Below are 23282 nucleotides of genomic sequence, written 5' to 3'. Positions count from 1 at the left end.
TACGGGTGGCAGGGCTGCGTTGCGGATTGCGGTGCCGCGGCGGGTCAGACCCGGGTGATCGAGGAGACCGGCATCATGCCGACCGGGTCGTAGCGCACCGGCGCGCCGGGGTAGGGCGCGTGGATCACCTGGCCGTTTCCGGCGTACATGCCGATGTGGCTGGCGTCGTCGCGGTAGGCGACGAGGTCGCCGGGCCGGGCCTCGGACAGGGAGACCCGCTGACCGCTGCCGGACTGCGCCTGCGAGGTGCGCGGCAGGCCGACCCCGGCCTGGGCGTACGCCCACTGGGTCAGGCCGGAGCAGTCGAAGCCGGAGGGGCCGTTGGCGCCCCACACGTACGGCTTGCCGAGGGCGGCGCGGGCGGCGGCGAACGCGGCGCCCGCGCGGCCGGAGGCGGGGCCCTGGGCGCCGGTGAGGGCGGTCAGGTCCGGGCGGCCGGAGCGGGAGCCGCGCTCGTAGCCCGCGCGTTCGCCGTCCGGGAGGGAGTTGACCAGCGCGCGCGCCTTGGCGAGCTTGCGTTCCACGGTCTTCTTGTGGGCGGCGACGGCCTTGCGGCCCTTCTCCAGGAGGGCGAGCTTCTCGGCGGCCTCGGTGCGGTCCTGGGCGAGGTCGCGCATGGCCTGCTGGAGTTCCCGCAGCTCGCCCGCGTGGCGGCTGGAGATCCGGTCGAGGACGGAGGCCCGCTCCAGGTATTGGTCCGGGTTCGCGGAGAGCAGCAGGGCCAGCGAGGGATCGATGCCGCCGGAGCGGTACTGGGCGCCGGCCAGCGAACCGAGCGCGTCGCGCATGGAGTTGATCCGCTCCTGCTGCCGGGCGATCGAGTCCTGCGCGGTGCCGACCTCCTTCTGCAGGGCGTCGGTGCGCGCGTCGGCCTTGTTGTAGGCCTCGGTCGCCTGCTCCGCCTCGGTGTGCAGGCGGTCCACCTCCGCCCGCCGGTCGTCCTGCGGGGCGGCCGGGGCCGCGGGCGCGGCGGTGGCCGGTACGGCGCCCAGGACTGCGGCGGCGACGGAGAGCAGGCCGACGGCGGCGGCTGAGCCGCGGTCGAACCCGGACGGTGCAAGGCGGCGATGGGACCCCACGGGAAGCCGCACTCCTTCCGCTGGCGGACGGGGAAACGCGGCAGACAGTAACCCCGTGACGGGGTACCGGCCAACGACCTCCGGGCGCCGCGCACGGCGGCGCCCCGCCGCTGACGCAGGTCACCGGCGGGGCGGGGGGTCCACAGGCCGTGCCGTGATTCGCCCGAACGGGCGGCATGGCGAGGGCGGTTCAGGGGTGGCGCGTGCTCCGGGTCAGACCCGCACGCCGAACATGAACGGGCCGCCGATGGTGCTCATCGACTCGTAGCGCACGACCGTGCCGGTACGCGGCGCGTGCAGGACCTGGCCGTTGCCGGCGTAAAGGCCGACGTGGTGCAGGTCGTTGAAGAAGAAGACGAGGTCGCCGACCTGGAGCTGGCTCATCGAGGAGATCCGGGTACCCGCGCCGGTCTGTGCCTCGGAGGTGCGCGGGATGCCGACGCCGGCCTGGGCGTAGGCCCAGGAGGTCAGGCCCGAGCAGTCGAAGGAGGACGGGCCGGTGGCGCCGTAGACGTACGGCGTGCCTATCTTGCTCTGGGCGGCGGCGAAGGCGGCGGCGGCCCGGCCGGAGGCGGGGGTCCCGCTGCCGGAGAGGACCTCGCGCTCGCTGCTGCGGGTGGCGCGCTGCTCCTCGGCGGCGAGCGCGGCCTTCTCCTTCGCGGTGAGCGTGTTGAGCAGCTTCTGCGCGGAGGAGAGCTTGCCCTGGACTTCCTTCTTCTTGTTGCCCAGTTCGGTGCGGGTGGCGGAGAGGTCCTTGAGCTTCTCGGTCGCCTCGGAGCGCTGCTGGGCGAGGTCGCGCTGCTTGCCCTGGATCTTCTTCAGCGCCTCGACCTGCTGACCGCTGAGCTGGTCGAGGGTGGAGGCCTTGTCCAGGTAGTTGTCCGGGTCGGCGGAGAGGAAGAGCTGGAGGGAGGGGTCGATGCCGCCGGAGCGGTACTGGGCGCTGGCCATCGAACCGAGGCCGTCGCGCAGCTCGTTGAGCTCCTCCTGGCCGCGGGCGACGTTGTCCTGGATGGTGGAGATCTCCTTCTGGAGCTTCTCCTGCTTCTCCTTGGCGCCGTTGTACTTCTCGGTGGCCTTCTCGGCCTCCTCGTAGAGCTTGTCGACCTTGGCCTTGACCTCGTCCTTGCTCGGCTTCTCGCTCGGCGCGGCGTTGGCGGCCTGCGAGCTGAGAGCGACAGCGGCGGCGGCAGCGGTGGTGAGCACGGTCACGCGCGTGCGGCTCGGCTGCTTGGGACGACGGTGGGACGCCACGGAGACGAGCTCCTTCTTGAGAGGGATCACCCGTTCGAGGGTTCGAGGGCTGACCCTAGTGACCCACTCGTGATCAGTTCAAATCCTCCGCCGAAAAATCCTGGCTACGCACCGCGTTCTTCGTCACAACTCACCTGCAGTGACGCCCGCCTGACACTACGTTGCGTGACAGTTCCGTCAATTCAGGCATAGGGCGCCTACGTTGCGGTTGGTGCGGATGTGAATGAGCGGCTAGGAAAGCCGCTTGAGGAGCACCACGGACGCCACCGGGCGTGCGCCGGCGCGCGCGACGCCGTCGGCCACCTCGCGGTCGGTCGAGACGACGATGACGGGCCGTCCCGGCGGCTCGGCGCGCACGAGTTGGCGGATCAGCTCGTCGGCGGTGACGCCGGGCTTGGAGAAGAGCACCCGCACGCCGCGCGGCGGCGCGAGCAGCACCGGCGCCGCCAGTTCGGCCCCGTCGAAGACGCAGGTCATCTCGGCGCCGGTCTGGGCGGCGAGCTGGGAGAGCTGGCCGAGCAGCCTGAGCCGCTGCTTCTCCAGCGGCATCTGCGGATAGCCGGTCTTGGTGACGTTGTAGCCGTCGACGACCAGGTGGGCCTGGGGCAGGGCGAGCAACTGGTCGAGGATGGCGGGGTCGTTCTCGGACAGGGCGCGCGCGGCGATGTCCTTCGGCGTCATCCGTCCGGGTTCGACCGCGTCCACCGTCTCGGCGGGCCGCACGGACACCGGAGGCAGCGCCAGCTCCCTGCGCAGCCCCTGGGTGGCGTCCAGCAGGGTGTCAAGGAGCAGCCGGACGCGCATGTCCTCGACGCTGCGCCCCTCGCGGGCGGCCTTGCGGGTGGCCTCCAGGGCCGCCTCCGCCTCCGCGAGGCGGGTCTTGAGCCGCCGGGACTCGCTCTCGGCGGCGGACACCTGGGTGTGGCCCTCGGTGCGGACGGTGTCCATCTCGGCCTGGACCTTGCGCAGCGCGGCCTCGCCGCGCTTGACGTCGCTGAGGGCCGAGCGCAGCTTGCGGTGGAGCGCCTCGGTCTCCTTCTTGGCCGACTCCAGCTCGGCGCGCAGCCGCTCGGTCTCCGTCCGGGTGTGCTCCCGGGCCCGGGCCAGCTCCTCGTGCAGCCGCTCCAGCTCGGCGCGGCTCTCCTCGTCGGCGCGCTCGGCGTCCGCGCGCTGCGCCTCCTCGCCGGCGGCGGTCACCAGCTTCACCCAGCCGTGCGGGCGCAGCACGTAGGCCGCGGCGGCCACGTCGAGCGGGTCGGCGGCGGGCGGCGGGGAGCCGGCGTCCAGGGCGCCGGCCAGCTCCGGCTGGGCGTCGCGGAACTTCTCGCCGATGCGCTGGCGGAACAGCGGGTCGCTCTCCACGGCGGCGGCCATGGCGTTGCCGGCGAACTTGGCCCTGCGGTTGGGGGCGAACCTGGCGTACTGCCTCAGCTGCGCGGGCAGCTCGGCGAGGGTGAGTCCGCCGAAGCCGTCGGACACGATCTGCACGACTCTGCGGCGCACGCCGTCGGGCAGCGGGCGGTCGAGCACCTCGGCGGCGCCGTCGCCCGGCTCCCCGTCGTGTGTCTCCACCATCCGTCATCCCCATGTCTCAGGGCGGTCCCGGCCGGGGACCGCCTCGTGCGGGAACCGCTCCGATCAGGAGGCGGCACCCGGCCTGTCCACGAGTTCCACCTGGTCCACGGCGTTGCACCAGCGGCACCGCACCGACTCGACGGTCTCGCTGAGCACCTCGCGCTCCTCGACCTTCGGCTCGCCGGCCAGGTCGAGGTGGACGTACTCGACGACCTTCGAGGCCCGGGTCACGTCGAATCGGGTCAGGTTGCCGCACAGGGTGCAGCGCCACCGTGTCGTGTCCGTCGGCAGGGGAACCGTCATCGTGGCTGTTCGCTCTCTTCCAGTGTCGGTGACGCGCCGGGCTCTCCCGGTGCGTGTGGCTCGTAACCCTACGGCCTGGCGGGTACCCGACGCCCGCGTGTCCACGGCGGCGAGGCGGTATGGGCGGTTGCGGTCCGTTACGTCATGCTCTGTGTCCATGATCGGTAACTGGAGCAGGACGGCCCTCGGGACGGCTCGAACGCTCGGCACGGCCCTGACGCCACGGGGCCGCACGGCGCCGGTGACGTACACGCTGATCACGCTCTGCTGCGTACTGTTCCTGGTCAGCCCGGCGGCGGGCCTCAATCCGGCGTACGGCACCGGGGAGGAGCTGCTGGCCGCGCAGCGCGCGTACTTCCGGCGCTGGGGCGTGATCCCCGCAGAACTGTTCGAGGGCTCCCCCGGTTCCGCGCTCACCCCCGCCACGGCGCTGTTCGTCCACGGCAGCTGGGTGCATCTGCTGGGCAACATGCTCTTCCTGTACGTCTTCGGCGCGATGACCGAGGAGCGCATGGGCCGCCTCCAGTTCGCCCTGTTCTACCTCGGCTGCGGCTACCTGGCGCTGCTCGGCTACGCGGGCGCGAACGCCCACTCCCCGCAGTCCCTGGTCGGCGCCTCCGGGGCGATCTCCGCGATCCTCGGCGCGTTCCTGTTCCTCTTCCCCCGCGCCCGGGTGACCAGCCTCCTGCCCTTCCTCTTCTTCCTGCCCCTGCGCTTCCCGGCCTGGCTGGTCCTCCCCTTCTGGGCGGCCCTCCAGTGGATGGCGGCGGGCCGCGCGGGCGACGGCCCGGGGGTGGCGTACCTCGCCCACCTGGTGGGCTTCGGCCTGGGCTTCACTTTCGCGTGGGTGCGGTTCGGGCGTACGGCTAGGGCCTGTCCGGCGGACCAGGCCGCGGGAGAGTGACGGCACCTGTTCCGTGCCGGTGAGCGGGGTCTGGTGCGTGCAGCTGCAAGGCGGAGGAGGGAGTCGACGCGATGGGGGTCCCCCCGCGCGAGCGAAGCCGAGCGTGGGGGAGTCGGCGAGTGACGACAACGCCGCAGATGTGCGCACCAGACCCCGCGTCCGCGGCATGGTCCGCCGGACAGGCCCTAGAGTGAAGAGCGTTCCAGTGGCGGCCCCCGAGGGAGAGAACCAGCCGTGATCAGCGCGATCGTGCTCATCAAGACCAGCGTGGACCGGATTCCCGAGATCGCGGAGCAGATCGCCGCGCTGGAGAGCGTCAGCGAGGTCTTCTCCGTCACCGGCACCTACGACCTGATCGCCATGGTGCGGGTGAGCCGGCACGAGGACCTGGCCGACGTCATCCCGGGCCGGATCAGCAAGATCCCGGGTGTGGAGGGCACCGACACCCACGTCGCGTTCCGGACGTACTCGCAGCACGACCTGGAGGCGGCGTTCGCGATCGGGCTCGACAGCTGAGCCGACGCTCAGCGGGGCCGTCGCGGATGAAGGGTTCTTCATGCGGGACTCATCGGAATCACCGGGTACCGGGCGCAGCATCGGACGCATGGTCTTCTCCCGCCGGATGGCGGCCCTCGCCGCCGTCGTCCTGATTCCGCTCGGTATCGCCGCGACCAGTTTCGCCCTCACCGACAGTCCCCAGGAGCCCAGGGTCCCGGCCAAGGTGGAGCTGGAGAGCGGCTCCCCCAGCCCGGCACCGGCCTCCTCCTCGCCCGACCCCACGCCCAGCGACCAGGTGGTGACCCGGCCGCCGGTGACGGACGGCCCTTCGGATGACGACGATGACGACGACCGAGGCCGGGACGGCGGGGACGACGGGGCCGGGGACGACGGGGCCGACGGCTGACCGTGAACGCCGACGGATCTCGGCCCGGGTCCGCATCCTGCTCTGGCTGCTGCTCGTGATGGCGGTCGCGCTGGCCTCGGTGGCGGCGACCACCCGCTCGATCCTGCTGCGCGACACCGACCAGCGGATCAACGGCCTGCTCGCGCAGGAGGCCGGCGAGTTCGCCAACTTCGAGGAGCAGGGGTTCGACCCGGAGACCGGCCGCCCCTTCACCGACCCCGGCCGGCTGCTGCGGGTCTTCCTGGAGCGGCAGTACGCCGACCTGGACGAGGAACTGGTCGGCCTGGTGGGCGAGGTGGGCAGCAGGCCCACCCAGATCATCCAGCAGCGGGAGATCCCGGTCGACCGCCCCCTGCACGAGGACGCCGACGCCCGGCGCCGCATCCACGCCTCGCCCGACTCCACCGGCACCCTGGAGCGCCCCGAGGGCGAGATCCGCTGGGCCAAGGTCACCGTGGCCCGCTACGGCGGCGAACCGGCGGCCGCGTTCGTGGTCGCCTTCCACCCGGGGCGCGAACAGGCCCGCGCGGACGAGGTGTTCCGCGTCCTGCTCGCCATCTCCGGGGTCGCCCTGCTGATGACGACCGGCATCGCCTGGGTGGTCGCCGGCCGCATCCTCAAACCGGTGCGGCTCGTGCGCACCACGGCCGCGCAGCTCACCGAGCAGGACCTGACCCGGCGCATCCCGGTGCACGGCCACGACGACGTCGCCGCCCTGGCCGAGACCTTCAACGCCATGCTGGACCGGCTGGAGCGCGCCTTCGCCACCCAGCGCCGGTTCGTCGACGACGCGGGCCACGAACTGCGCACCCCCATCACCATCGTGCGCGGTCACCTGGAACTGATGGGCGACGAGCCCGCCGAGCGCGAGGAGACCGTCCGGCTCGTCACCGACGAACTGGACCGGATGAGCCGCATCGTCGAGGACCTGCTGCTGCTCGCCAAGGCCGAACGCCCGGACTTCGTCACCCCCGGACCGGTGCAGCTGGCCGAACTCACCGCCGACGTCTACGTCAAGGCCCGCACCCTCGGGGACCGCGACTGGGTGCTGGCGGAGGTCGCCGACCGGGAGGCCCGGCTCGATCCCCAGCGGATCACCCAGGCCATGGTGCAGCTCGCGCAGAACGCGGTGCAGCACACCACCACCGGCCAGACCATCCGCATCGGCTCCCGCGCCGACGGCACCCGCGTCGAGCTGTACGTCGCCGACTCCGGCCCCGGGGTCCAGGCGCAGGACGCCGAGGTGATCTTCGAGCGGTTCCGGCGCGGCACGGCACGGCGCGGGGTGCGCGGCACGGGCGCCGGGCTCGGCCTGTCGATCGTCCGGGCGATCGCCGAGGGCCACGGCGGCCGGGTCGGCCTGCGCGCCACCGAGGGCGGCGGCGCCACCTTCGTACTGACACTGGACTGACTCCGGAAGAGGCACGCCCATGAACCGCATCCTCATCGTCGAGGACGAGGAGCGCATCGCCTCCTTCGTCGAGAAGGGCCTGCGCGCCAACGGCTTCACCACCACCGCCGTCGGCGACGGCGAAACCGCCTACGCATACGCCCTCACCGGCGGCTTCGACCTGGTCGTCCTGGACATCGGGCTGCCCGGCCGGGACGGCTTCACGGTCCTGCGCGAGCTGCGCGAGGCCCGGGTGACGACCCCGGTCATCGTGCTGACCGCCCGGGACTCGGTCCGGGACACGGTGGCCGGCCTGGAGGGCGGCGCCGACGACTGGATGACCAAACCGTTCCGCTTCGAGGAACTGCTCGCCCGGGTGCGGCTGCGGCTGCGCACGGCGGCCCGCGCGCCGGAGGTGACGGTGCTGAAGTCGGGGGCGCTCAGCCTCGACCTGCGCACCCGCAGGGCCCGCTCCCAGGGGCGCACGGTCGACCTGACGGCCCGTGAGTTCGTGCTCCTGGAGCTGTTCCTGCGCCATCCGGGGCAGGTACTCTCCCGCGAGCAGATCCTGTCGCACGTGTGGGGCTACGACTTCGACCCGGGCTCCAACATCGTGGACGTCTACGTGCGGGCGCTGCGCAAGAAGCTCGGTGCACAGCAGGTGGAGACCGTGCGCGGGATGGGGTACCGGCTGCCGGCCTGGTGAAGTTTCCTTCATGTGACGCTCATCGACGGCTCACCGCACCCGTGAACCCTCGATGACGTGACGCTGAACCTCCGCCTCGCGGCGGCCCTGTGCGTGGCGCTGTCCCTGTGCGCGCTGCTGGCGGTCCCCGCCAACTTCCCCGCCCTGGGCGGCGACGCGCGGCTCACCCTGGCCGTGTTCGCGCTGGCGACCTGTGCCTGGATCGGCACGCCGATCGACGACACGTACATCGCGCTGGGCGCCGGGCTCGCGCTGACCGCGACCGGAGTGATCAGCAGCGACACCCTCTTCGGCACCCTCGGGGACGCCACGGTGTGGCTGCTGATCTGCGCCTTCGTGCTGGCGGCGGCGGTGGCCCGGACCGGGCTCGCCGGGCGGGCGGCGGCGTTCCTGGTCGGCGGGGCGCGCACCGTACGGCAGTTGACGCACCTGACGACGGCCGCGCTGGTCGTGACCGCCTTCGCGGTGCCGGCCACGTCGGGCCGGGCGGCGCTCGCGCTGCCGGTGTTCCTGGCGCTCGCCAAGGCCCTCGCGGACCGGAAGCGGCTGGTGGTGATGCTGGCGCTGCTGTTCCCGACGGTGATCCTGCTGTCGGCGGTCGCCACCCTGATCGGCGCGGGCGCGCACCTGATCACGGTGTCGGTGCTGTGGGAGGCGACCGGGGACCGGATCGGGTTCACGCAATGGCTGCTCCTGGGGCTGCCGCTGGCGGTGGCGTCCTCCCACCTGGCCGCCGAGACCGTCCTTCTGACCACCACGCGCCGCGCGGACCGGCGGGGCCCGGTCCACATCACCGCCGAGGAGATACAGCGGCACAGCGAGAGCCCGGTCACCGGCCCCTGGACGCAGGCGGAGAAGCGCTGCGCCCTGCTGCTGGCCACGGTGGTGGCGCTGTGGTGCAGCGAGCCCCTGCACCATGTGTCGCCCGCCGTGGTGGCGCTGATCGGGGCGGTCGTCGCCTCCTCCCCCGCGCTGGGCACCGTGCGGCTCAAGGACGCGCTGAAGACGGTGCCCTGGTCGCTGCTGCTGTTCATGGCGGCGACCATGGCGATGGGCGTGGCGCTCGCGGACTCCGGGGCGGCGAAGTGGCTGGTGTCGGGGCTGCCCGCACACGTGGCGCCGGCCGTCTTCCTCGGGGTCGTGGTCGCGGTGAGCACGGCGGCCCACCTGGTCCTCCAGTCCCGTTCGGCGCGCTCGTCGGTGCTGGTCCCGCTGGTGATCGCCGCGGCCGTGGGAGCGGGCGTCAACCCGGTCGCGGCGGCGCTCGCGTCCACCGCCGCCGCCGGTTTCTGTCACACGCTGCCGGCCTCCGCCAAGCCGGTCACGCTCTTCTCCGACATCCCCGGCACCCCCACCTACACCCCGCGCGACCTGCTGCGGCTGTCCGCCGTCCTGGCCCCGCTGACCGCCCTGCTCGTGCTGTTCTTCGCCGCCGCCGTCTGGCCGCTGCTCGGCGTGCCCGTCACCCGATGAAGGAGTCCGCCATGTCCGCCATGTCCGCCCCGCCCTCCGTGCCCTCCGTGCCCTCCGTGCCCTCCGCGTCGTCCTCCAAGCTGCACCGTGTCGTCGTCGCCCCCAGCGGCTTCAAGGAGTCCCTGTCCGCGCAGGCCGCCGCCGACGCCATCGCGGCCGGTGTCCGCCGGGTGCTTCCGGCCGCCGAGATCGACCGGATCCCGCTGGTCGACGGCGGTGAGGGCACGGCCGTGGCGCTGGCCGCCGCGACCGGCGGGCGGCTGGTCGCGCTGGCCGCCACCGGCCCGGTCGGAGAACCCGTCGGCACCCACTTCGCGCTGCTCGGCGGCCGGGACACGGCGGTGGTGGAGATGGCCGCGGTCGCGGGTCTGTCCCTGGTCCCCCGCGCCCTGCGCGACCCCGGCGCGACGACCACGTACGGCGTCGGCGAGCTGATCGGTGCCGCGCTCGACACCGGGGTGCGGCGGATCCTGGTCGGCTGCGGCGACTCCGGTACGTCGGACGGGGGCGCGGGGGCGCTCCAGGCGCTCGGGGCGCGGCTGCTGGACGCGGACGGCTTCGAACTGCCGCCCGGCGGAGGCGAGCTGGTCCGCCTGGCCCACGTCGACCCGTCCGGCCTGGACACCCGCCTGAAGGACACCGAGCTGCTCGTCGCCTGCAATCCGTACAACGTGCTGTGCGGCGAACGGGGCGTGGCCCGGGTGTTCGGCCCGCAGAAGGGGGCGACGCCCGCGCAGGTGGAGCAGTTGTCGGCCGGTCTGGAGAACTGGGCGCGCGTCCTCACCCGCGACCTCGGGGTCATCGGCACGGACCTGCGGGGCGGCCCCGGCACCGGTGCCTCCGGCGGGCTCGGCGCCGGGCTGGCCGCGGTCGGCGCCCGGCTGCTGCCCCGTTTCGACGTGCTGCTCGACCACCTCGACCTGGACGCCCGCCTCGCCCGTGCCGACCTGGTGCTCACCGCCGAGGGCGCCCTGGACCACCAGACGCCGCGCGGCAAGGTACCGGCGGAGGTGGCCCGGCGCGCCAAGCTCCACGGCCGTCCGGTCCTCGCCCTGGCCGGCACGCTCGGCGAGGGTGCGCACGACGTGCCGGGGGTGGACGCCTGCCACGGGATCATGCCGGCCCCGATGGCGCTGGCGGACGCGCTGTCGCGGGCCGCCGAGCTGCTGACGGACGCCACGGAGCGGGCGCTGCGGATGGTCCTCCTGGGGTCGCGGCTGCCGGGCCGGCCGGCTCAGGCGGCGGAGCTGCCCGGGGCGGCGGAGGTGTCGGGCACGCAGCGGCCGTCCTCGGTGCGGTAGCTCCACCGGGCGCCGTCGCTGACCAGTTCCCTGACGGCCTGCACGAAGCGCTCGACGTGCTCGTCCGGGGTGCCGGCGCCGAAGCTCACGCGGATGGCGTTGAGGGACTTCTCCCCCGGCGCCGCCTCCGGGGCGCCGCACTCGCCCTGCGCCCCGGGCTCGCCGCCGAGCAGGGTGCGCACCAGCGGGTGGGCGCAGAACAGGCCGTCGCGCACCCCGATGCCGTACTCGGCGGAGAGCGCGGCCGCGAAGTGGGAGCTGTTCCAGCCGTCGACGACGAACGAGAGCACGCCCACGCGGGGCGCGTCGTCGCCGAAGAGGGAGAGGATCCGCACCTCGGGCACCTCGGCGAGGCCCTCCCGCACCTTGGCGATCAGGTACTCCTCGCGGGCGACCAGCGAGTCGAACCCGGCCTCGGTGAGCGCCTTGCAGGCGGAGGCGATCGAGTAGGCGCCGATGACGTTGGGCGAACCGGCCTCGTGCCGGGCCGCGCTCTCGTGCCAGCGCACGTCCACACCGCCGTCGGCGCGCCGGGTGACGCTGCGGCTGGCACCGCCGCCGGCGAGGTACGGCTCGGCCTCGCGCAGCCAGTCGGCCCGGCCGGCCAGCACGCCGGAGCCGAACGGGGCGTACAGCTTGTGCCCGGAGAAGGCGACCCAGTCGACGTCGAGGTCGCGGACGCTCACCGGGTGGTGCGGGGCGAGCTGGGCGGCGTCCAGCACGATCCGGGCGCCGTGCGCGTGCGCGGCGGCGGCCAGTTCACGCACCGGCCACAGCTCGCCGGTGACGTTGGAGGCTCCGGTGACGCAGACGAGGGCGGGCCCGTACGGCTCGCGGGCGGCGAGGGCGCGCTCCAGGGTCTCGACGGCCTCGGCGTGGGTGCGGGGGGCGTCGAGGTAGGTCACGTCCACGTCGCGCCAGGGCAGCAGCGAGGCGTGGTGCTCGGTCTCGAAGACGAAGACCCGGCAGCCGGCGGGCAGCGCGCCGGCGAGCAGGTTGAGGGAGTCCGTGGTGGACCGGGTGAACACGACCTGGTCGTCCTCGCGGCAGCCGAGGAACCCGGCGACGGTGTCGCGGGCGTTCTCGAACAGGTCGGTGGACAGCTGCGACAGGTACCCGGCCCCGCGGTGCACGCTGCCGTAGTACGGGGCGTAGGCCGCCACGTCGTCCCAGACCCGCTGGAGCGCGGGGGCGCTGGCGGCGTAGTCGAGCGCGGCGTAGGTGACCTCGCCGCCGGTGACGAGCGGGACGGTGACGTCGCGGCCCAGAACGGGCAGCGGGGTGGCGACAGCGGTGGGTACGGACATGGCGGACTCCCGTGAGGACCAGCGCGAAGGAGGGCGCTGTGAAGAGAAGAAGAGGGTGTGCGGAGGCGGGGCTCTGCGGCCCTATCGCATTCGCTGGTTCACGGGAGACTCCCTCGGACGACCCAGGACCCCTGGTTTCGCGAGGGGTCCGCGCTTGCCGTGAACCTTGCTGTCCACGACCTGGTCTTCACCCGGGGCACCCCGCCACGGACGGAGGGTTGCCGGACAGTCGGCCGGGGCCTCATGACTGTCACTCATGACCTGTCGAAAAACTTATGGGAAGTGATCGGCGTCCCGCAACCCGAGTCCGGATCGCGGGACGCACGTCACACGGTGGGGCCTACGCGTTGCTGGCGGCCACCCAGCGGTCCAGGGTGCGCTTGGCGGCGCCCGAGTCGATCGCCTCGGCCGCCCGGTCCATGCCGGCCCGGATGCGCTCCGGCAGGGGTCCCTCGCCGCCCTCCAGGGCGACCAGGGCGGCCGCCGAGTTCAGCAGCACGGCGTCCCGCACGGGGCCCGTCTCGCCGTTCAGCAGGCGCCGGGCGACGTCCGCGTTGTAGGAGGCGTCGGCGCCGCGCAGGGCCTCGACCGGCACCAGGTCGAGGCCGACGTCCCGCGGGTCGAAGGTCTCCTCGGTCACCCGGCCGTCGCGCACGGTCCAGACCCGGGAGGTGGCGGTCGTGGTCAGCTCGTCGAGGCCGTCGTCGCCCCGGAAGACCAGGGACGAGTGGCCGCGTTCGGCGAAGACACCGGCGATGATCGGGGCCATCCGGGCGTGGGCGACGCCGATCGCCTGGGCCTTGACCTTCGCGGGGTTGGTCAGCGGGCCCAGGAAGTTGAACACCGTGCGGATGCCGAGCTGGCCGCGCGCCGAGGCCACGTGGCGCAGCGCGGGGTGGAACTTCACGGCGAAGCAGAAGGTGATGCCGGCCTCGTCGGCGACCTCCGCCACCCGCTGCGGCGTCAGCTCCAGATTGACGCCGAGCTTCTCCAGGACGTCGGAGGCGCCGGACGCGGAGGAGGCGGCGCGGTTGCCGTGCTTGACGACCTTCGCGCCGGTGCCGGCCACGACGATCGCCGACATGGTGGAGATGTTGACCGTCTTGGCGCCGTCGCCGCCGGTGCCGACGATGTCGACGGTCTCGCCCGGCACCTCGATGACGTTGGCGTGCGCGTACATGGTGCGGACCAGACCGGAGATCTCCTCGACGGTCTCGCCCTTGAACCTGAGGCCCACCGCGAGGCCGGCGATCTGCGCGTCGGTCGCCTCGCCGCGCATGATCACGTCCAGCGCCCAGGCGGTGTCGTCCTGGGACAGGTCGTGGCCGTCCAGCAGCCGGTTCAGCAGGGCGGGCCAGGAGCGGCCGCCCGCGGTGTCGCCTCCAGCGGGGGTCACAGCGCTCATGGTCGCTCCTGATGGTCGTAGGTCGTGAGAAGGAGTGTGGTCCCACCCTATCCAGCCCCGGGCACGGCGAAGGGCCCCGTCCGCGGAACGGACGGGGCCCTTCGACCGTGGTGTGGCGACGCAGGAGGGTCAGTGGTGGCCGTGGCCGCTCGTGATCTCCTTGTACTCCTCGACGGTCGGCTTCGGAATCTGCGACTCCTCGCCGTAGTACGACTCGCTCAGCTTGGCGCGGAGCTTCTCGCCGCGGGAGACCTTGCGCTCGACGCCGTTCTCGTCGACCGTCGGGCCGATCTCGGCCGGCTTGTACTGCTCGTGCGCGGTGAGGGTGTGCAGCTGCTCCTGGCTGAGCGGCTCGTGCACCTCGATGAACTCACCGTGCGGCAGGCGCTTGATGATGCCCGACTCGCGGCCGTGCAGCACCTTCTCCTTGTCCCGGCGCTGGAGGCCGAGGCAGATCCGCTTGGTGGCGATGAACGCGAGGACCGGCCCGACGAAGAACGCGATGCGGACGAACCAGGTGATCGCGTTGATCGACAGGTGGAAGTGGGTGGCCCACAGGTCGTTGCCGCCACCGATCAGCAGCACGAAGTACACCGTCATCCAGGCGACGCCGAAGGCGGTGCGCGTCGGGGCGTTGCGCGGGCGGTCCAGGATGTGGTGCTCGCGCTTGTCCCCGGTGACCCAGGACTCGATGAACGGGTACACCGCGATCGCGACCAGTACCAGCGGGAAGATCAGCAGCGGGATGAACACGCCCAGGGCGAGTGTGTGACCCCAGAAGTTGATCTCCCAGCCCGGCATCACGCGGATCAGGCCCTCGGAGAAGCCCATGTACCAGTCGGGCTGTGCGCCGGTGGAGACCTGGTCCGGCCGGTAGGGGCCGATGGCCCAGATCGGGTTGATCGTGGCGATGGCCGAGACGGCGGCGATCACACCGAAGACCAGGAAGAAGAAGCCTCCGGCCTTCGCCATGTACACCGGCAGCAGCGGCATGCCGACGACGTTCTTGTTGGTCTTGCCGGGACCCGCGAACTGCGTGTGCTTGTGGTAGAAGACCAGGATCAGGTGGCCGACCACCAGGCCGAGCATGATGCCCGGCAGCAGCAGGATGTGGATCGAGTAGAACCGGGCCACGAAGTCGTGTCCGGGGAACTCCCCGCCGAACAGGAAGAACGAGATGTACGTGCCGACGATCGGCACGGACAGGATCGCGCCCTCCATGAAGCGGATACCGGTGCCGGAGAGCAGGTCGTCCGGGAGCGAGTAACCGGTGAAGCCGGTGAACATGCCGAGGACGAGCAGCAGGAAGCCGAACAGCCAGTTGATCTCACGCGGCTTGCGGAACGCGCCGGTGAAGAAGACGCGCATCATGTGCACGAACATGCCGGCCAGGAAGATCAGCGCCGCCCAGTGGTGGATCTGCCGGATGAGCAGACCGCCGCGGACGTCGAAGCTGATGTCCAGCGTGGAGGCGTACGCCTCACTCATCAGCTGGCCCTGGAGGGGCACGTACGAGCCGTGGTACGTGACCTCGTTCATCGACGGGTGGAAGAACAGCGTCAGGTACACACCCGTGAGGATGATGATGATGAAGCTGTAGAGGCAGATCTCACCCAGCATGAACGACCAGTGGTCGGGGAAGATCTTGCGCATGTTGGCCTTGGCCAGGGAGTAGATCCCCAGCCGGCCGTCGGCCCAGTCGGCGACGCGCTCGCCGGCCGGTGCCTTCCCGCGAGAGCGCGGGGCTTCGTTGGGTGTAGTACTCATCCGCGCTCCCAGAAGGAAGGACCGACGGGCTCGTCGAAGTCGCCGAGCGCTTCGAGGTACCCCTCGTCGTTCACGCCGATGCGCAGCTGCGGCAGGGCGTGACCCGCGGGACCGAAGATCACCCGGGCACCGTCGGCAAGGTCGAAGGTGGACTGGTGGCAGGGGCAGAGCGCGTGGTGCGTCTGCTGCTCGTACAGGGAGATCGGGCAACCGACGTGGGTGCAGATCTTCGAGTACGCCACGATGCCCTCGTGCGACCACTCGAGCTCGCGCTTGTCCTTGATGGCGTCCGGCTCCAGCCGGATGATCATCAGGGCCGCCTTGGCGATCTCGTTCATGAACCCCTCGTCGTGCTCCTCCAGGCCCTCGGGCTTGGCGAAGGTGAGGGAGCCCACCGCGACGTCGGCGGGACGCAGCGGCTCGTTGGTGTTCATGTTGACGAGCAGCTTGCCCTTGGACCACATGGTGTGGCGGAGGCTGGTGCCGGGCAGCGGGCCGAGGTCGCGCAGCAGGACGACGCCGGAGAGCGGCACCAGGGTGAGCGCGCCCAGCATCGTGTTGCGGATCAGCTTGCGGCGCCCGATCACGGACTCCTTGGCGCCCTGCTTGAAGTCCGCGTGGACCTTGGCACGGGTCTCGGTGTCGGCCTCGATCGCGTGCCGCTCGTCGGCGACCTCCTCGTCGGACATCAGGGTGCGGGCCCAGTGGACCGCGCCCGCGCCGATGGCGAACAGCGCGACGCCGAGCGTCATGCCGAGCGCGAAGTTCAGCGCGCTGATGTGACCGAGCGGCCAGATGTAGACCGACTTGTCGACCGGGATCGCCACGAACGAGGCGATGAAGCCGATGGTGGCCAGCATCGACACCGTGAACAGCAGGGCGACCGTGCGCTCGGACCGCTTGGCGGCCCGCTCGTCGATGTCCTGGATCCGGTGCTCGTGGGGCGGCAGCCCCGGGTCGGCGAACGGGTTCTCCTCGTCCGCGACCTTCACCGCGCCGTGCGCGTGGCCCTGCTCAGCGGGCAGGTTCTCTTCTGGAATGTCTTGGCTACTCATGACTTCTTGGCCTTTGCGGTCCGAGCGGCGACCCAGACGGCGACCGCGATCAGCGCGCCCAGTCCGAAGACCCACGCGAACAGACCCTCACTGACCGGACCCAGTCCGCCGAGGCTGAGACCACCGGGCTCGACGGTGTCGTCACCGTTGACCGCGTCCAGGTAGGCGATGATGTCCTTCTTGTTCTGCTCCGACAGCGTGGTGTCGGGGAAGGAGGGCATGTTCTGCGGGCCGGTCTGCATGGCCTCGTAGATGTGCTTGGGGTCGACACCCTCGAGGGTCGGCGCGTACTTGCCGTGCGTCAGGGCGCCGCCCTTGCCGGTGAAGTTGTGGCACTGCGCGCAGTTGGTGCGGAACAGCTCGCCGCCCTTGGCGATGTCCGCGCCCTCCGGGCCGTACTTCTCCTCCGAGGGGACGGCGGGACCGGCACCCAGCGAGGCGATGTAGGCCGCGAGCTGGTCGATCTCCGCCTGGGAGTAGATGACCTTCTTCTTCGGGACCTGCGCGCCGGGCTGCTGGGCCGGCATGCGGCCGGTGCCGACCTGGAAGTCGACGGCGGCGGCGCCCACGCCCACCAGGCTCGGGCCGTCGGTGGTGCCCTGCCCTCCGGTGCCGTGGCAACTGGCACAGCCGACGGCGTAGAGCTTCTTGCCCTCGTCGATGGCGAGGGACTGGGCGGTTTCATCGGCCTGCGCCTTGCTCGCGGGTGCGAACGCGGCGTACAGCCCCCCTGTGCATGCCAGCGCGAGGAGTAGGACGACGAGCGCCGCCAGCGGATGGCGTCGTCGTGCGGAGAGCTTTTTCACGGATTACCCCGGTGTCAGGATCTTCTGCGTCGATGCTTCTGGTATTGCGCGGGTGCGTGCCGCGACTACTTGATCATGTAGATCGTGGCGAAGAGGCCGATCCAGACGACATCGACGAAGTGCCAGTAATAGGACACGACGATGGCCGCGGTCGCCTGCTCGTGGGTGAACCTCCGGGCCGCGTAGGTGCGGCCGAGGACCAGCAGGAAGGCGATGAGGCCGCCCGTCACGTGCAGTCCGTGGAAGCCGGTGGTCAGGTAGAACGCCGAGCCGTACGGGTCGGACGAGAGCGAGAGGCCCTCGTGCTTGACCAGCTCGGTGTACTCGAACACCTGACCGCCGATGAAGATCGCACCCATCACGAAGGTGACGATGAACCACATCCGGAGCTTCTTCACGTCACCGCGCTCGGCCGCGAACACGCCGAGCTGGCAGGTGAGGGAGGAGAGCACCAGGATCGTGGTGTTCGTCGCGGAGAACGGGAAGTTCAGCGCGTCGGCCTTCTCGGACCAGAAGTCCGGGCCGGTCACCGATCGCAGGGTGAAGTACATCGCGAAGAGGGCCGCGAAGAACATCAGCTCGGAACTCAACCAGATGATGGTTCCGACGCTGGTGAGGTTCGGCCGGTTGACCGACGGGTGCGCGTGCCCGGTTTCTACTGTCGTTGCTGTCGCCACGACCGACATTATGTCGGTCGCTTATCCCGCCCTCACCCCGGGGGGTGCCGTTCGGAGTGTCCGCCCCGTCTGTACTGCCCGTATGGCCCATCGAACGGCCCGTCGAAGCCGTGTCCCAACCGGTGTTGACGAGGTGTTCAAGGGAGTAGCATCCGGCTCAACGGGCTACGACAGCCACGACAGCCTTACCGGTCTTCACCGCGTATCGGAGGAAGCATGCAGGCGACCGCCACGGTGCTGGTCTACAGCGACGACTCCAACACCCGCGAACAGGTGCGGCTCGCGACCGGCCGCCGGCCGGCTCCGGACGTCCCGGTGGTCGAGTTCGTGGAGTGCGCCACCCCGGCCGCCGTGATCAAGGAGCTGGACAAGGGCGGGATCGACGTCTGCGTGCTGGACGGGGAGGCCGTTCCCATGGGCGGCATGGGGGTCTGCCGCCAGATCAAGGACGAGGTCTTCATGTGCCCGCCGGTGCTGCTGCTGATCGCGCGGCCGCAGGACGCGTGGCTGGCCACGTGGAGCCGGGCGGAGGCCGCGGTGACGCTGCCGGTGGAGCCGGTGGAGTTCGCGGGTGCGCTGGCCGCGCTGCTGCGGGAGAAGAGGCTGCAGGGCGTGTAGGGCGCCTGAGGGGCGCGGGTGCGGGGTACGCCCGCGGGTGCGGCGCCGTTGTGGCTTGTCGCGCAGTTCCCCGCGCCCCTTTGGGGCGCTACACGACCGTAGGCCGCAGCCGTGCCGTCTCCTGGTTGTTCGAGGCGCTGCCCCCGCCGCCCGTCAGGGCGCTGCCGGTGCGCCACTTGTTCCAGTCCAGGTTCCAGTCGCCGAAGCCGTTGCCGAACGGCTCCATCATCTCGCCGCCGGAGTTGACCACCTCGACGAGGTCGCCCTCCTGGACGGCCTTGAAGAACCACTCCGCGTTGGCGGTGCTCATGCCGACGCAGCCGTGACTGACGTTGGCCGAGCCCTGGGAGCCCACCGACCAGGGGGCGGCGTGCACGTACTCGCCGCTCCAGGTGACGCGGGTGGCGAAGTGGACGGGCAGGTCGTACGACTCCGAGGAGCCCTCTGCGATGCCCACGGTGGTGCTGCGCATGCGTACGAAGGGTTCCTTGCCGAGGACGACCTTGACGCCGTTGCGGGTGTCGAAGCCGGGCTTGCCGGTGGTGACCGGGATCTGCTTGATCTCCTTGCCGTCCTGGAAGACGGTCAGCGTGTGTGCGGCGGCGTCGGTGACGGCCACCACCCGGTCGTCCGTGGTGATCCTCAGGGGCTTGGCGGCGCCGCCCCACATCCGGTCGCCGACCTTGATGCCGTCGAGGGTGCTGCGGACCTCGACGGTCGCGTGCGCGGGCCAGAACTCCTTCGGGCGGTAGTGGAGCTTCTTGTCGTCCACCCAGTGCCAGGCGCCCTCCACCGCGGGCGTGGAGTCCACCTTCAGCGCACGCTCCACTATGGCTCGCTGCGCCTTGTCCCGGACCGGCTGGCTCAGCTCCGCGGTGACGGGCTGGCCCACCCCGTACGCGCCCGCCTTGGGCCCGAAGGTGATGCCCAGGGTCTTCTTGGCGCCGGGCTTGCCCGTCTCGAAGGTGAGCACCTTGCGGCCGGGCGCGCCGTCGTCGTCCTCGGTGCTGACCCGCACCGTGTAGCTGGCGTTGGCGGCCAGGGGTGAGGTGCTGTGCCAGCGGGCGCCGTCGGCGGACAGCTCGCCGGCGACGTAGCGGCCGGACGCGTCCATGGCCGTGACGTCCGTGATGCGCCCGTCGGCGCCCTCGGCGACGACCTCCAGGGGTTTGTCCGGGTCGGCCTTCTTCCCGGCGTCCTTGGGGCCGTTGAAGGAGATCTGGCCGGCCGCGTCGTAGGGCGAGGCCGACAGCGGGTTGTCGTCGTCCGTACAGGCGGTGACGCCCGCGCCGAGGGCCATCACCAGCAGGGTGCAGCCGACGACCGTACGCCCCCGCGCCTGGAAGTGAACCGTGTCGCTCATGGCCTCACGCTAGGGAGCCACGTCAAGGACGGCACGGCGGGTAATCCGGACGAGTGAAAGGCGTACGGCATACGAAGGGCCCGGACGCTCCTGACGGAGTGTCCGGGCCCTTCTGTGCTCAGCGCGTGCTACTGGGTGCGGTTCTCACCGCGGTAGTACTCGAAGACCCAGCCGAACAGGCCGACCAGGATCACCGGTGCCGAGAAGTACATGATCCACCAGCCGACGGCCACGCCCAGGAAGGCGAGCGCACCGCCGAGACCGAGCGCGAGCGGCTGCCAGCTGTGCGGGCTGAAGAACCCGACCTCGCCGGCGTCGTCCGCGACGTCCGCCTCCTTGTTGTCCTGCGCACCGACGTCGACCCGCTTGGCCGTGAAGGCCAGGTAGAAGCCGATCATGATGGACAGGCCGAAGGCCAGGAAGAGCGCCGTGGTGCCGGCCGGCTCCTTGGACCAGTAGCCGTAGACCACCGCCACGACGAGGATGAAGACGCTCAACCAGATGAACATCTTGCCCTGGATCTTCACTTCCCGGCCTCCTTGCCGCCGGCGAGGGTCTTCTCCCCGTGACCGACGTTCTCCAGCTGGTCGATCGCCGAGATCTCGGGGTGGTGCAGGTCGAACGCCGGGGATTCGCTGCGGATGCGCGGCAGGGTGAGGAAGTTGTGCCGCGGCGGCGGGCAGGAGGTCGCCCACTCCAGCGAACGCCCGTAGCCCCACGGGTCGTCCACCTCGACCGGCTTGCCGTACTTGGCCGTCTTCCAGATGTTGTAGAAGAACGGCAGGATCGACGCGCCGAGCAGGAACGAGCTGATCGTCGAGATCGTGTTCAGGGCGGTGAACCCGTCGGCCGCCAGGTAGTCGGCGTACCGGCGCGGCATGCCCTCGGCGCCCAGCCAGTGCTGGACCAGGAACGTGCCGTGGAAGCCGACGAAGAGCGTCCAGAACGTGATCTTGCCCAGGCGCTCGTCCAGCAGCTTGCCGGTGAACTTCGGCCACCAGAAGTGGAAGCCCGCGAACATCGCGAACACCACCGTGCCGAACACCACGTAGTGGAAGTGCGCCACCACGAAGTACGAGTCCGAGACGTGGAAGTCCAGCGGCGGCGAGGCCAGGATGACACCGGTCAGACCACCGAAGAGGAAGGTGATCAGGAAGCCGGTGGACCACAGCATCGGTGTCTCGAAGGACAGCGACCCCTTCCACATGGTGCCGATCCAGTTGAAGAACTTCACACCGGTCGGGACCGCGATCAGGAAGGTCATGAAGGAGAAGAACGGCAACAGCACGCCGCCCGTGACGTACATGTGGTGCGCCCACACCGTCACCGACAGACCCGCGATCGCGATGGTCGCCGCGACCAGACCCGTGTAACCGAAGATCGGCTTGCGGGAGAAGACCGGGATGATCTCACTGACGATGCCGAAGAACGGCAGCGCGATGATGTACACCTCGGGATGGCCGAAGAACCAGAACAGGTGCTGCCACAGCAGCGCCCCGCCGTTGGCCGAGTCGAAGATGTGCGCACCGAACTTGCGGTCCGCCTCCAGCGCGAACAGGGCCGCGGCCAGCACCGGGAAGGCCAGCAGGACCAGCACCGCGGTCAGCAGCACGTTCCAGGTGAAGATCGGCATCCGGAACATCGTCATGCCGGGCGCGCGCATGCAGATGATCGTGGTGATGAAGTTGACCGCGCCGAGGATGGTGCCGAAGCCGGAGAAGGCCAGACCCATGATCCACAGGTCGCCGCCGATGCCGGGCGAGTGCACCGCGTCGGACAGCGGGGAGTAGGCGAACCAGCCGAAGTCGGCCGCACCCTGCGGGGTCAGGAACCCGCCCACCGCGATGGTCGAGCCGAACAGGTACAGCCAGTAGGCGAACATGTTCAGCCGCGGGAACGCCACGTCCGGCGCGCCGATCTGCAGCGGCATGATCCAGTTCGTGAAGCCCGCGAACAGCGGCGTCGCGAACATCAGCAGCATGATCGTGCCGTGCATCGTGAACGCCTGGTTGAACTGCTCGTTCGACATGATCTGCAGACCCGGCCGGGCCAGCTCGGCGCGCATGAAGAGCGCCATCACGCCGCCGATGCAGAAGAAGGCGAACGACGTCACCAGATACAGCGTGCCGATCGTCTTGTGGTCAGTGGTCGTCAGCCACTTGATCACGACGTTGCCGGGCTGCTTGCGCCGTACCGGCAGCTCGTTCTCGTACGAGTCCTCCGCTGCCGAGGCACCCTGGGGTTCGTTGAGGATGCTCACAGGTTGTTCGTCTCCCGGTTCTTCTCGTGGCTCGTCTGCGCGATGCCTGCGGGAACGTAACCGGTCTGCCCCTTCTTCACGAGGTCCTGGAGGTGCTGCTCGTAGCGCTCCGGGGAGACGACCTTCACGTTGAACAGCATCCGGGAGTGGTCCACGCCGCACAGCTCGGCGCACTTGCCGAGGAAGGTGCCCTCCTTGTTGGGGGTCACCTCGAAGGCGTTGGTGTGGCCCGGAATGACGTCCTGCTTCATGAGGAACGGCACCACCCAGAAGGAGTGGATGACGTCACGCGAGGTCAGGACGAAGCGAACCGTCTTGCCCTTGGGGAGCCAGAGGGTCGGACCGGGGTTGTCGGTCTGCGGGTTCCGCGTGCTCGGGGTACCGCAGTCGTAGGTGCCGCCGGCGTTCGCCGGGAAGTCCTCCTTGAACCGGTCCGGGATGGCGGACAGTTCCTCGGAGGTCTTGGCGTCACCGGAGGAACCGTTGACGCTCTCGACGTAGTTGAAGCACCAGCTCCACTGGAAGCCGACCACGTTGACCGTGACGTCGGGCTTCTTCTTGAGGCTCAGGAGCTCGGACTCGTCACGCGCGGTGAAGTAGAACAGCACCGAGACGATGACGAGCGGAACCATGGTGTACAGCGCCTCGATGGGCAGGTTGTACCTGGTCTGTGGAGGGACCTCGACCTTGGTGCGGCTGCGCCGGTGGAAGAACACACTCCACAGGATCAGGCCCCACACCAGCACGCCGGTGGCCAGCGCGGCAGCCCAGGATCCCTGCCAGAGGGAGAGGATCCGCGGAGCCTCTTCCGTGGTTGGGGTGGGCAAGCCGAGGCGGGGGAAGTCCTCGTATGTGCAACCTGTGGCGGTCGCCAGGACCAGGCCCGCGGTCAGTGCCTGCAGCAGCTTCCGCCGCATCGGGCGCCGCGGCGAGCGGTCGGAGCCGTTGGGACTCACGTAGCGCCTTCCCGAGAGTCTCGCCCGCGCTGTTCGGCTGCGGCCTTCTCGCTGGTCGGTCGCCGCCCTGCGTCGGGCAGGGGTTTGATGTTTATGCGGACCAAACCCTAGCCGACGCCCTCCGGGGGGTCGCGGGGAGGGTGGCATACGCGCCGGGGGTCACTCTTTAAGGGTGGGAT

General features: G+C 70.7%; 22 protein-coding genes and 1 riboswitch. Of the genes, 8 read left to right on the top strand and 14 right to left on the bottom strand.

Annotated features, from left to right (window positions below; genetic code table 11):
• Nucleotides 1–44: 44 nt before the first annotated feature.
• The 4 genes from DMH12_RS11595 to DMH12_RS11580 all read right to left on the bottom strand — a co-directional run bounded on the left by DMH12_RS11595 (nucleotide 45) and on the right by DMH12_RS11580 (nucleotide 4211).
• Nucleotides 45–1079 (bottom strand): C40 family peptidase, encoded by a 1035-nt coding sequence (locus DMH12_RS11595; RefSeq protein ID WP_125491486.1) that lies wholly within the window; start codon nucleotides 1077–1079, stop codon nucleotides 45–47.
• 213 nt (nucleotides 1080–1292) lie between these two features.
• A complete protein-coding gene (locus DMH12_RS11590) occupies nucleotides 1293–2333 on the bottom strand; it encodes an NlpC/P60 family protein (protein ID WP_125491485.1) in 1041 nt (346 codons plus the stop codon).
• A 231-nt stretch (nucleotides 2334–2564) separates the two neighbouring features.
• The gene (locus DMH12_RS11585; RefSeq protein ID WP_125491484.1) at nucleotides 2565–3908 is read right to left on the bottom strand and encodes an NYN domain-containing protein; all 1344 of its coding nucleotides are present in this window, start codon (nucleotides 3906–3908) and stop codon (nucleotides 2565–2567) included.
• A gap of 63 nt (nucleotides 3909–3971) precedes the next feature.
• Complete coding sequence (locus DMH12_RS11580; protein WP_064727475.1) at nucleotides 3972–4211, bottom strand: hypothetical protein; 240 nt, start codon at nucleotides 4209–4211, stop codon at nucleotides 3972–3974.
• A gap of 157 nt (nucleotides 4212–4368) precedes the next feature.
• Between DMH12_RS11580 and DMH12_RS11575 the strand changes: the two genes are divergently transcribed.
• The 7 genes from DMH12_RS11575 (at nucleotide 4369) to DMH12_RS11545 (ending at nucleotide 10889) form a co-directional block, all read left to right on the top strand.
• Nucleotides 4369–5115 carry a rhomboid family intramembrane serine protease gene (locus DMH12_RS11575; protein ID WP_125491483.1) on the top strand — a complete coding sequence of 249 codons (747 nt, stop codon included), beginning with the start codon at nucleotides 4369–4371 and terminating at the stop codon, nucleotides 5113–5115.
• A 234-nt stretch (nucleotides 5116–5349) separates the two neighbouring features.
• Nucleotides 5350–5631 carry an Lrp/AsnC family transcriptional regulator gene (locus DMH12_RS11570; protein ID WP_122614980.1) on the top strand — a complete coding sequence of 94 codons (282 nt, stop codon included), beginning with the start codon at nucleotides 5350–5352 and terminating at the stop codon, nucleotides 5629–5631.
• Between the two features lie 88 nt (nucleotides 5632–5719).
• Nucleotides 5720–6019, top strand: coding sequence for a small secreted hydrophilic protein (locus DMH12_RS11565; RefSeq protein WP_125491482.1), 300 nt, complete (start codon nucleotides 5720–5722; stop codon nucleotides 6017–6019).
• On the top strand, nucleotides 5955–7430 hold the full coding sequence (locus DMH12_RS11560; RefSeq protein WP_185832262.1) for an ATP-binding protein: 1476 nt from the start codon (nucleotides 5955–5957) through the stop codon (nucleotides 7428–7430). Before DMH12_RS11565 ends, DMH12_RS11560 begins: the two co-directional genes overlap by 65 nt.
• Before the next feature lie 19 nt (nucleotides 7431–7449).
• Nucleotides 7450–8115, top strand: coding sequence for a response regulator transcription factor (locus tag DMH12_RS11555; RefSeq protein ID WP_125491481.1), 666 nt, complete (start codon nucleotides 7450–7452; stop codon nucleotides 8113–8115).
• Between the two features lie 57 nt (nucleotides 8116–8172).
• On the top strand, nucleotides 8173–9588 hold the full coding sequence (locus tag DMH12_RS11550; RefSeq protein ID WP_185832261.1) for an SLC13 family permease: 1416 nt from the start codon (nucleotides 8173–8175) through the stop codon (nucleotides 9586–9588).
• A gap of 20 nt (nucleotides 9589–9608) precedes the next feature.
• Nucleotides 9609–10889: a glycerate kinase gene (locus tag DMH12_RS11545; RefSeq protein WP_125491511.1), complete on the top strand. Its 1281-nt coding sequence runs from the start codon at nucleotides 9609–9611 to the stop codon at nucleotides 10887–10889.
• Here DMH12_RS11545 and DMH12_RS11540 read toward each other — a convergent pair.
• From DMH12_RS11540 to DMH12_RS11515, 6 genes are all read right to left on the bottom strand, one after another.
• Nucleotides 10823–12196 (bottom strand): aminotransferase class V-fold PLP-dependent enzyme, encoded by a 1374-nt coding sequence (locus DMH12_RS11540; RefSeq protein ID WP_125491480.1) that lies wholly within the window; start codon nucleotides 12194–12196, stop codon nucleotides 10823–10825. The two genes, DMH12_RS11545 and DMH12_RS11540, sit on opposite strands and share 67 nt — an antisense overlap.
• A 145-nt stretch (nucleotides 12197–12341) precedes the next feature.
• Nucleotides 12342–12458, bottom strand: a riboswitch (SAM riboswitch).
• 78 nt (nucleotides 12459–12536) lie between these two features.
• Entirely contained in the window at nucleotides 12537–13601 is a 1065-nt protein-coding gene (gene trpD, locus DMH12_RS11535) for an anthranilate phosphoribosyltransferase (RefSeq protein WP_125491479.1), read from the bottom strand.
• Nucleotides 13602–13730: 129 nt separating this feature from the next.
• A complete protein-coding gene (locus tag DMH12_RS11530) occupies nucleotides 13731–15368 on the bottom strand; it encodes a cytochrome bc complex cytochrome b subunit (RefSeq protein WP_122614986.1) in 1638 nt (545 codons plus the stop codon).
• Nucleotides 15365–16423, bottom strand: a complete 1059-nt coding sequence (locus DMH12_RS11525) for a ubiquinol-cytochrome c reductase iron-sulfur subunit (protein ID WP_125491478.1) — start codon at nucleotides 16421–16423, stop codon at nucleotides 15365–15367. The genes DMH12_RS11530 and DMH12_RS11525 overlap by 4 nt, the downstream gene beginning before the upstream one ends.
• Nucleotides 16420–17229: a c-type cytochrome gene (locus tag DMH12_RS11520; protein WP_064727485.1), complete on the bottom strand. Its 810-nt coding sequence runs from the start codon at nucleotides 17227–17229 to the stop codon at nucleotides 16420–16422. The genes DMH12_RS11525 and DMH12_RS11520 overlap by 4 nt, the downstream gene beginning before the upstream one ends.
• A gap of 65 nt (nucleotides 17230–17294) precedes the next feature.
• Nucleotides 17295–17915: a heme-copper oxidase subunit III gene (locus tag DMH12_RS11515; RefSeq protein ID WP_064727486.1), complete on the bottom strand. Its 621-nt coding sequence runs from the start codon at nucleotides 17913–17915 to the stop codon at nucleotides 17295–17297.
• 207 nt (nucleotides 17916–18122) lie between these two features.
• On the opposite strand from DMH12_RS11515, the gene DMH12_RS11510 reads away from it, so the two are divergent.
• Nucleotides 18123–18524: a response regulator transcription factor gene (locus tag DMH12_RS11510; RefSeq protein WP_122614988.1), complete on the top strand. Its 402-nt coding sequence runs from the start codon at nucleotides 18123–18125 to the stop codon at nucleotides 18522–18524.
• 88 nt (nucleotides 18525–18612) lie between these two features.
• Here the strand turns inward: DMH12_RS11510 and DMH12_RS11505 are convergent, their stop codons facing one another.
• The 4 genes from DMH12_RS11505 to coxB form a co-directional block, all read right to left on the bottom strand.
• The gene (locus DMH12_RS11505; RefSeq protein WP_125491477.1) at nucleotides 18613–19887 is read right to left on the bottom strand and encodes an Ig-like domain-containing protein; all 1275 of its coding nucleotides are present in this window, start codon (nucleotides 19885–19887) and stop codon (nucleotides 18613–18615) included.
• Between the two features lie 128 nt (nucleotides 19888–20015).
• Entirely contained in the window at nucleotides 20016–20414 is a 399-nt protein-coding gene (locus tag DMH12_RS11500; RefSeq protein WP_064727489.1) for a cytochrome c oxidase subunit 4, read from the bottom strand.
• Nucleotides 20411–22147: a cytochrome c oxidase subunit I gene (ctaD, locus tag DMH12_RS11495; RefSeq protein WP_125491476.1), complete on the bottom strand. Its 1737-nt coding sequence runs from the start codon at nucleotides 22145–22147 to the stop codon at nucleotides 20411–20413. The genes DMH12_RS11500 and ctaD overlap by 4 nt, the downstream gene beginning before the upstream one ends.
• On the bottom strand, nucleotides 22144–23103 hold the full coding sequence (coxB, locus tag DMH12_RS11490; RefSeq protein ID WP_125491475.1) for a cytochrome c oxidase subunit II: 960 nt from the start codon (nucleotides 23101–23103) through the stop codon (nucleotides 22144–22146). Before coxB ends, ctaD begins: the two co-directional genes overlap by 4 nt.
• Nucleotides 23104–23282: the final 179 nt, after the last annotated feature.

The organism is Streptomyces sp. WAC 04229, assembly GCF_003947455.1.
In the GTDB taxonomy this organism is placed as follows: domain Bacteria; phylum Actinomycetota; class Actinomycetes; order Streptomycetales; family Streptomycetaceae; genus Streptomyces.
The sequence above is the reverse complement of the archived record's forward strand: the minus strand, read 5'-3'. Positions and strand labels throughout refer to the sequence as shown.

Coding starts and splice junctions, on each gene's coding strand:
- DMH12_RS11540 (WP_125491480.1), bottom strand. CDS start 12,196: ATGTCCGTACCCACCGCTGTCGCCACCCCGCTGCCCGTTCTGGGCCGC.
- DMH12_RS11510 (WP_122614988.1), top strand. CDS start 18,123: ATGCAGGCGACCGCCACGGTGCTGGTCTACAGCGACGACTCCAACACC.
- DMH12_RS11565 (WP_125491482.1), top strand. CDS start 5,720: ATGGTCTTCTCCCGCCGGATGGCGGCCCTCGCCGCCGTCGTCCTGATT.
- DMH12_RS11545 (WP_125491511.1), top strand. CDS start 9,609: ATGTCCGCCCCGCCCTCCGTGCCCTCCGTGCCCTCCGTGCCCTCCGCG.
- DMH12_RS11585 (WP_125491484.1), bottom strand. CDS start 3,908: ATGGTGGAGACACACGACGGGGAGCCGGGCGACGGCGCCGCCGAGGTG.
- trpD (WP_125491479.1), bottom strand. CDS start 13,601: ATGAGCGCTGTGACCCCCGCTGGAGGCGACACCGCGGGCGGCCGCTCC.
- DMH12_RS11525 (WP_125491478.1), bottom strand. CDS start 16,423: ATGAGTAGCCAAGACATTCCAGAAGAGAACCTGCCCGCTGAGCAGGGC.
- DMH12_RS11515 (WP_064727486.1), bottom strand. CDS start 17,915: ATGTCGGTCGTGGCGACAGCAACGACAGTAGAAACCGGGCACGCGCAC.
- DMH12_RS11555 (WP_125491481.1), top strand. CDS start 7,450: ATGAACCGCATCCTCATCGTCGAGGACGAGGAGCGCATCGCCTCCTTC.
- DMH12_RS11530 (WP_122614986.1), bottom strand. CDS start 15,368: ATGAGTACTACACCCAACGAAGCCCCGCGCTCTCGCGGGAAGGCACCG.
- DMH12_RS11505 (WP_125491477.1), bottom strand. CDS start 19,887: ATGAGCGACACGGTTCACTTCCAGGCGCGGGGGCGTACGGTCGTCGGC.
- DMH12_RS11580 (WP_064727475.1), bottom strand. CDS start 4,211: ATGACGGTTCCCCTGCCGACGGACACGACACGGTGGCGCTGCACCCTG.
- DMH12_RS11575 (WP_125491483.1), top strand. CDS start 4,369: ATGATCGGTAACTGGAGCAGGACGGCCCTCGGGACGGCTCGAACGCTC.
- DMH12_RS11560 (WP_185832262.1), top strand. CDS start 5,955: ATGACGACGACCGAGGCCGGGACGGCGGGGACGACGGGGCCGGGGACG.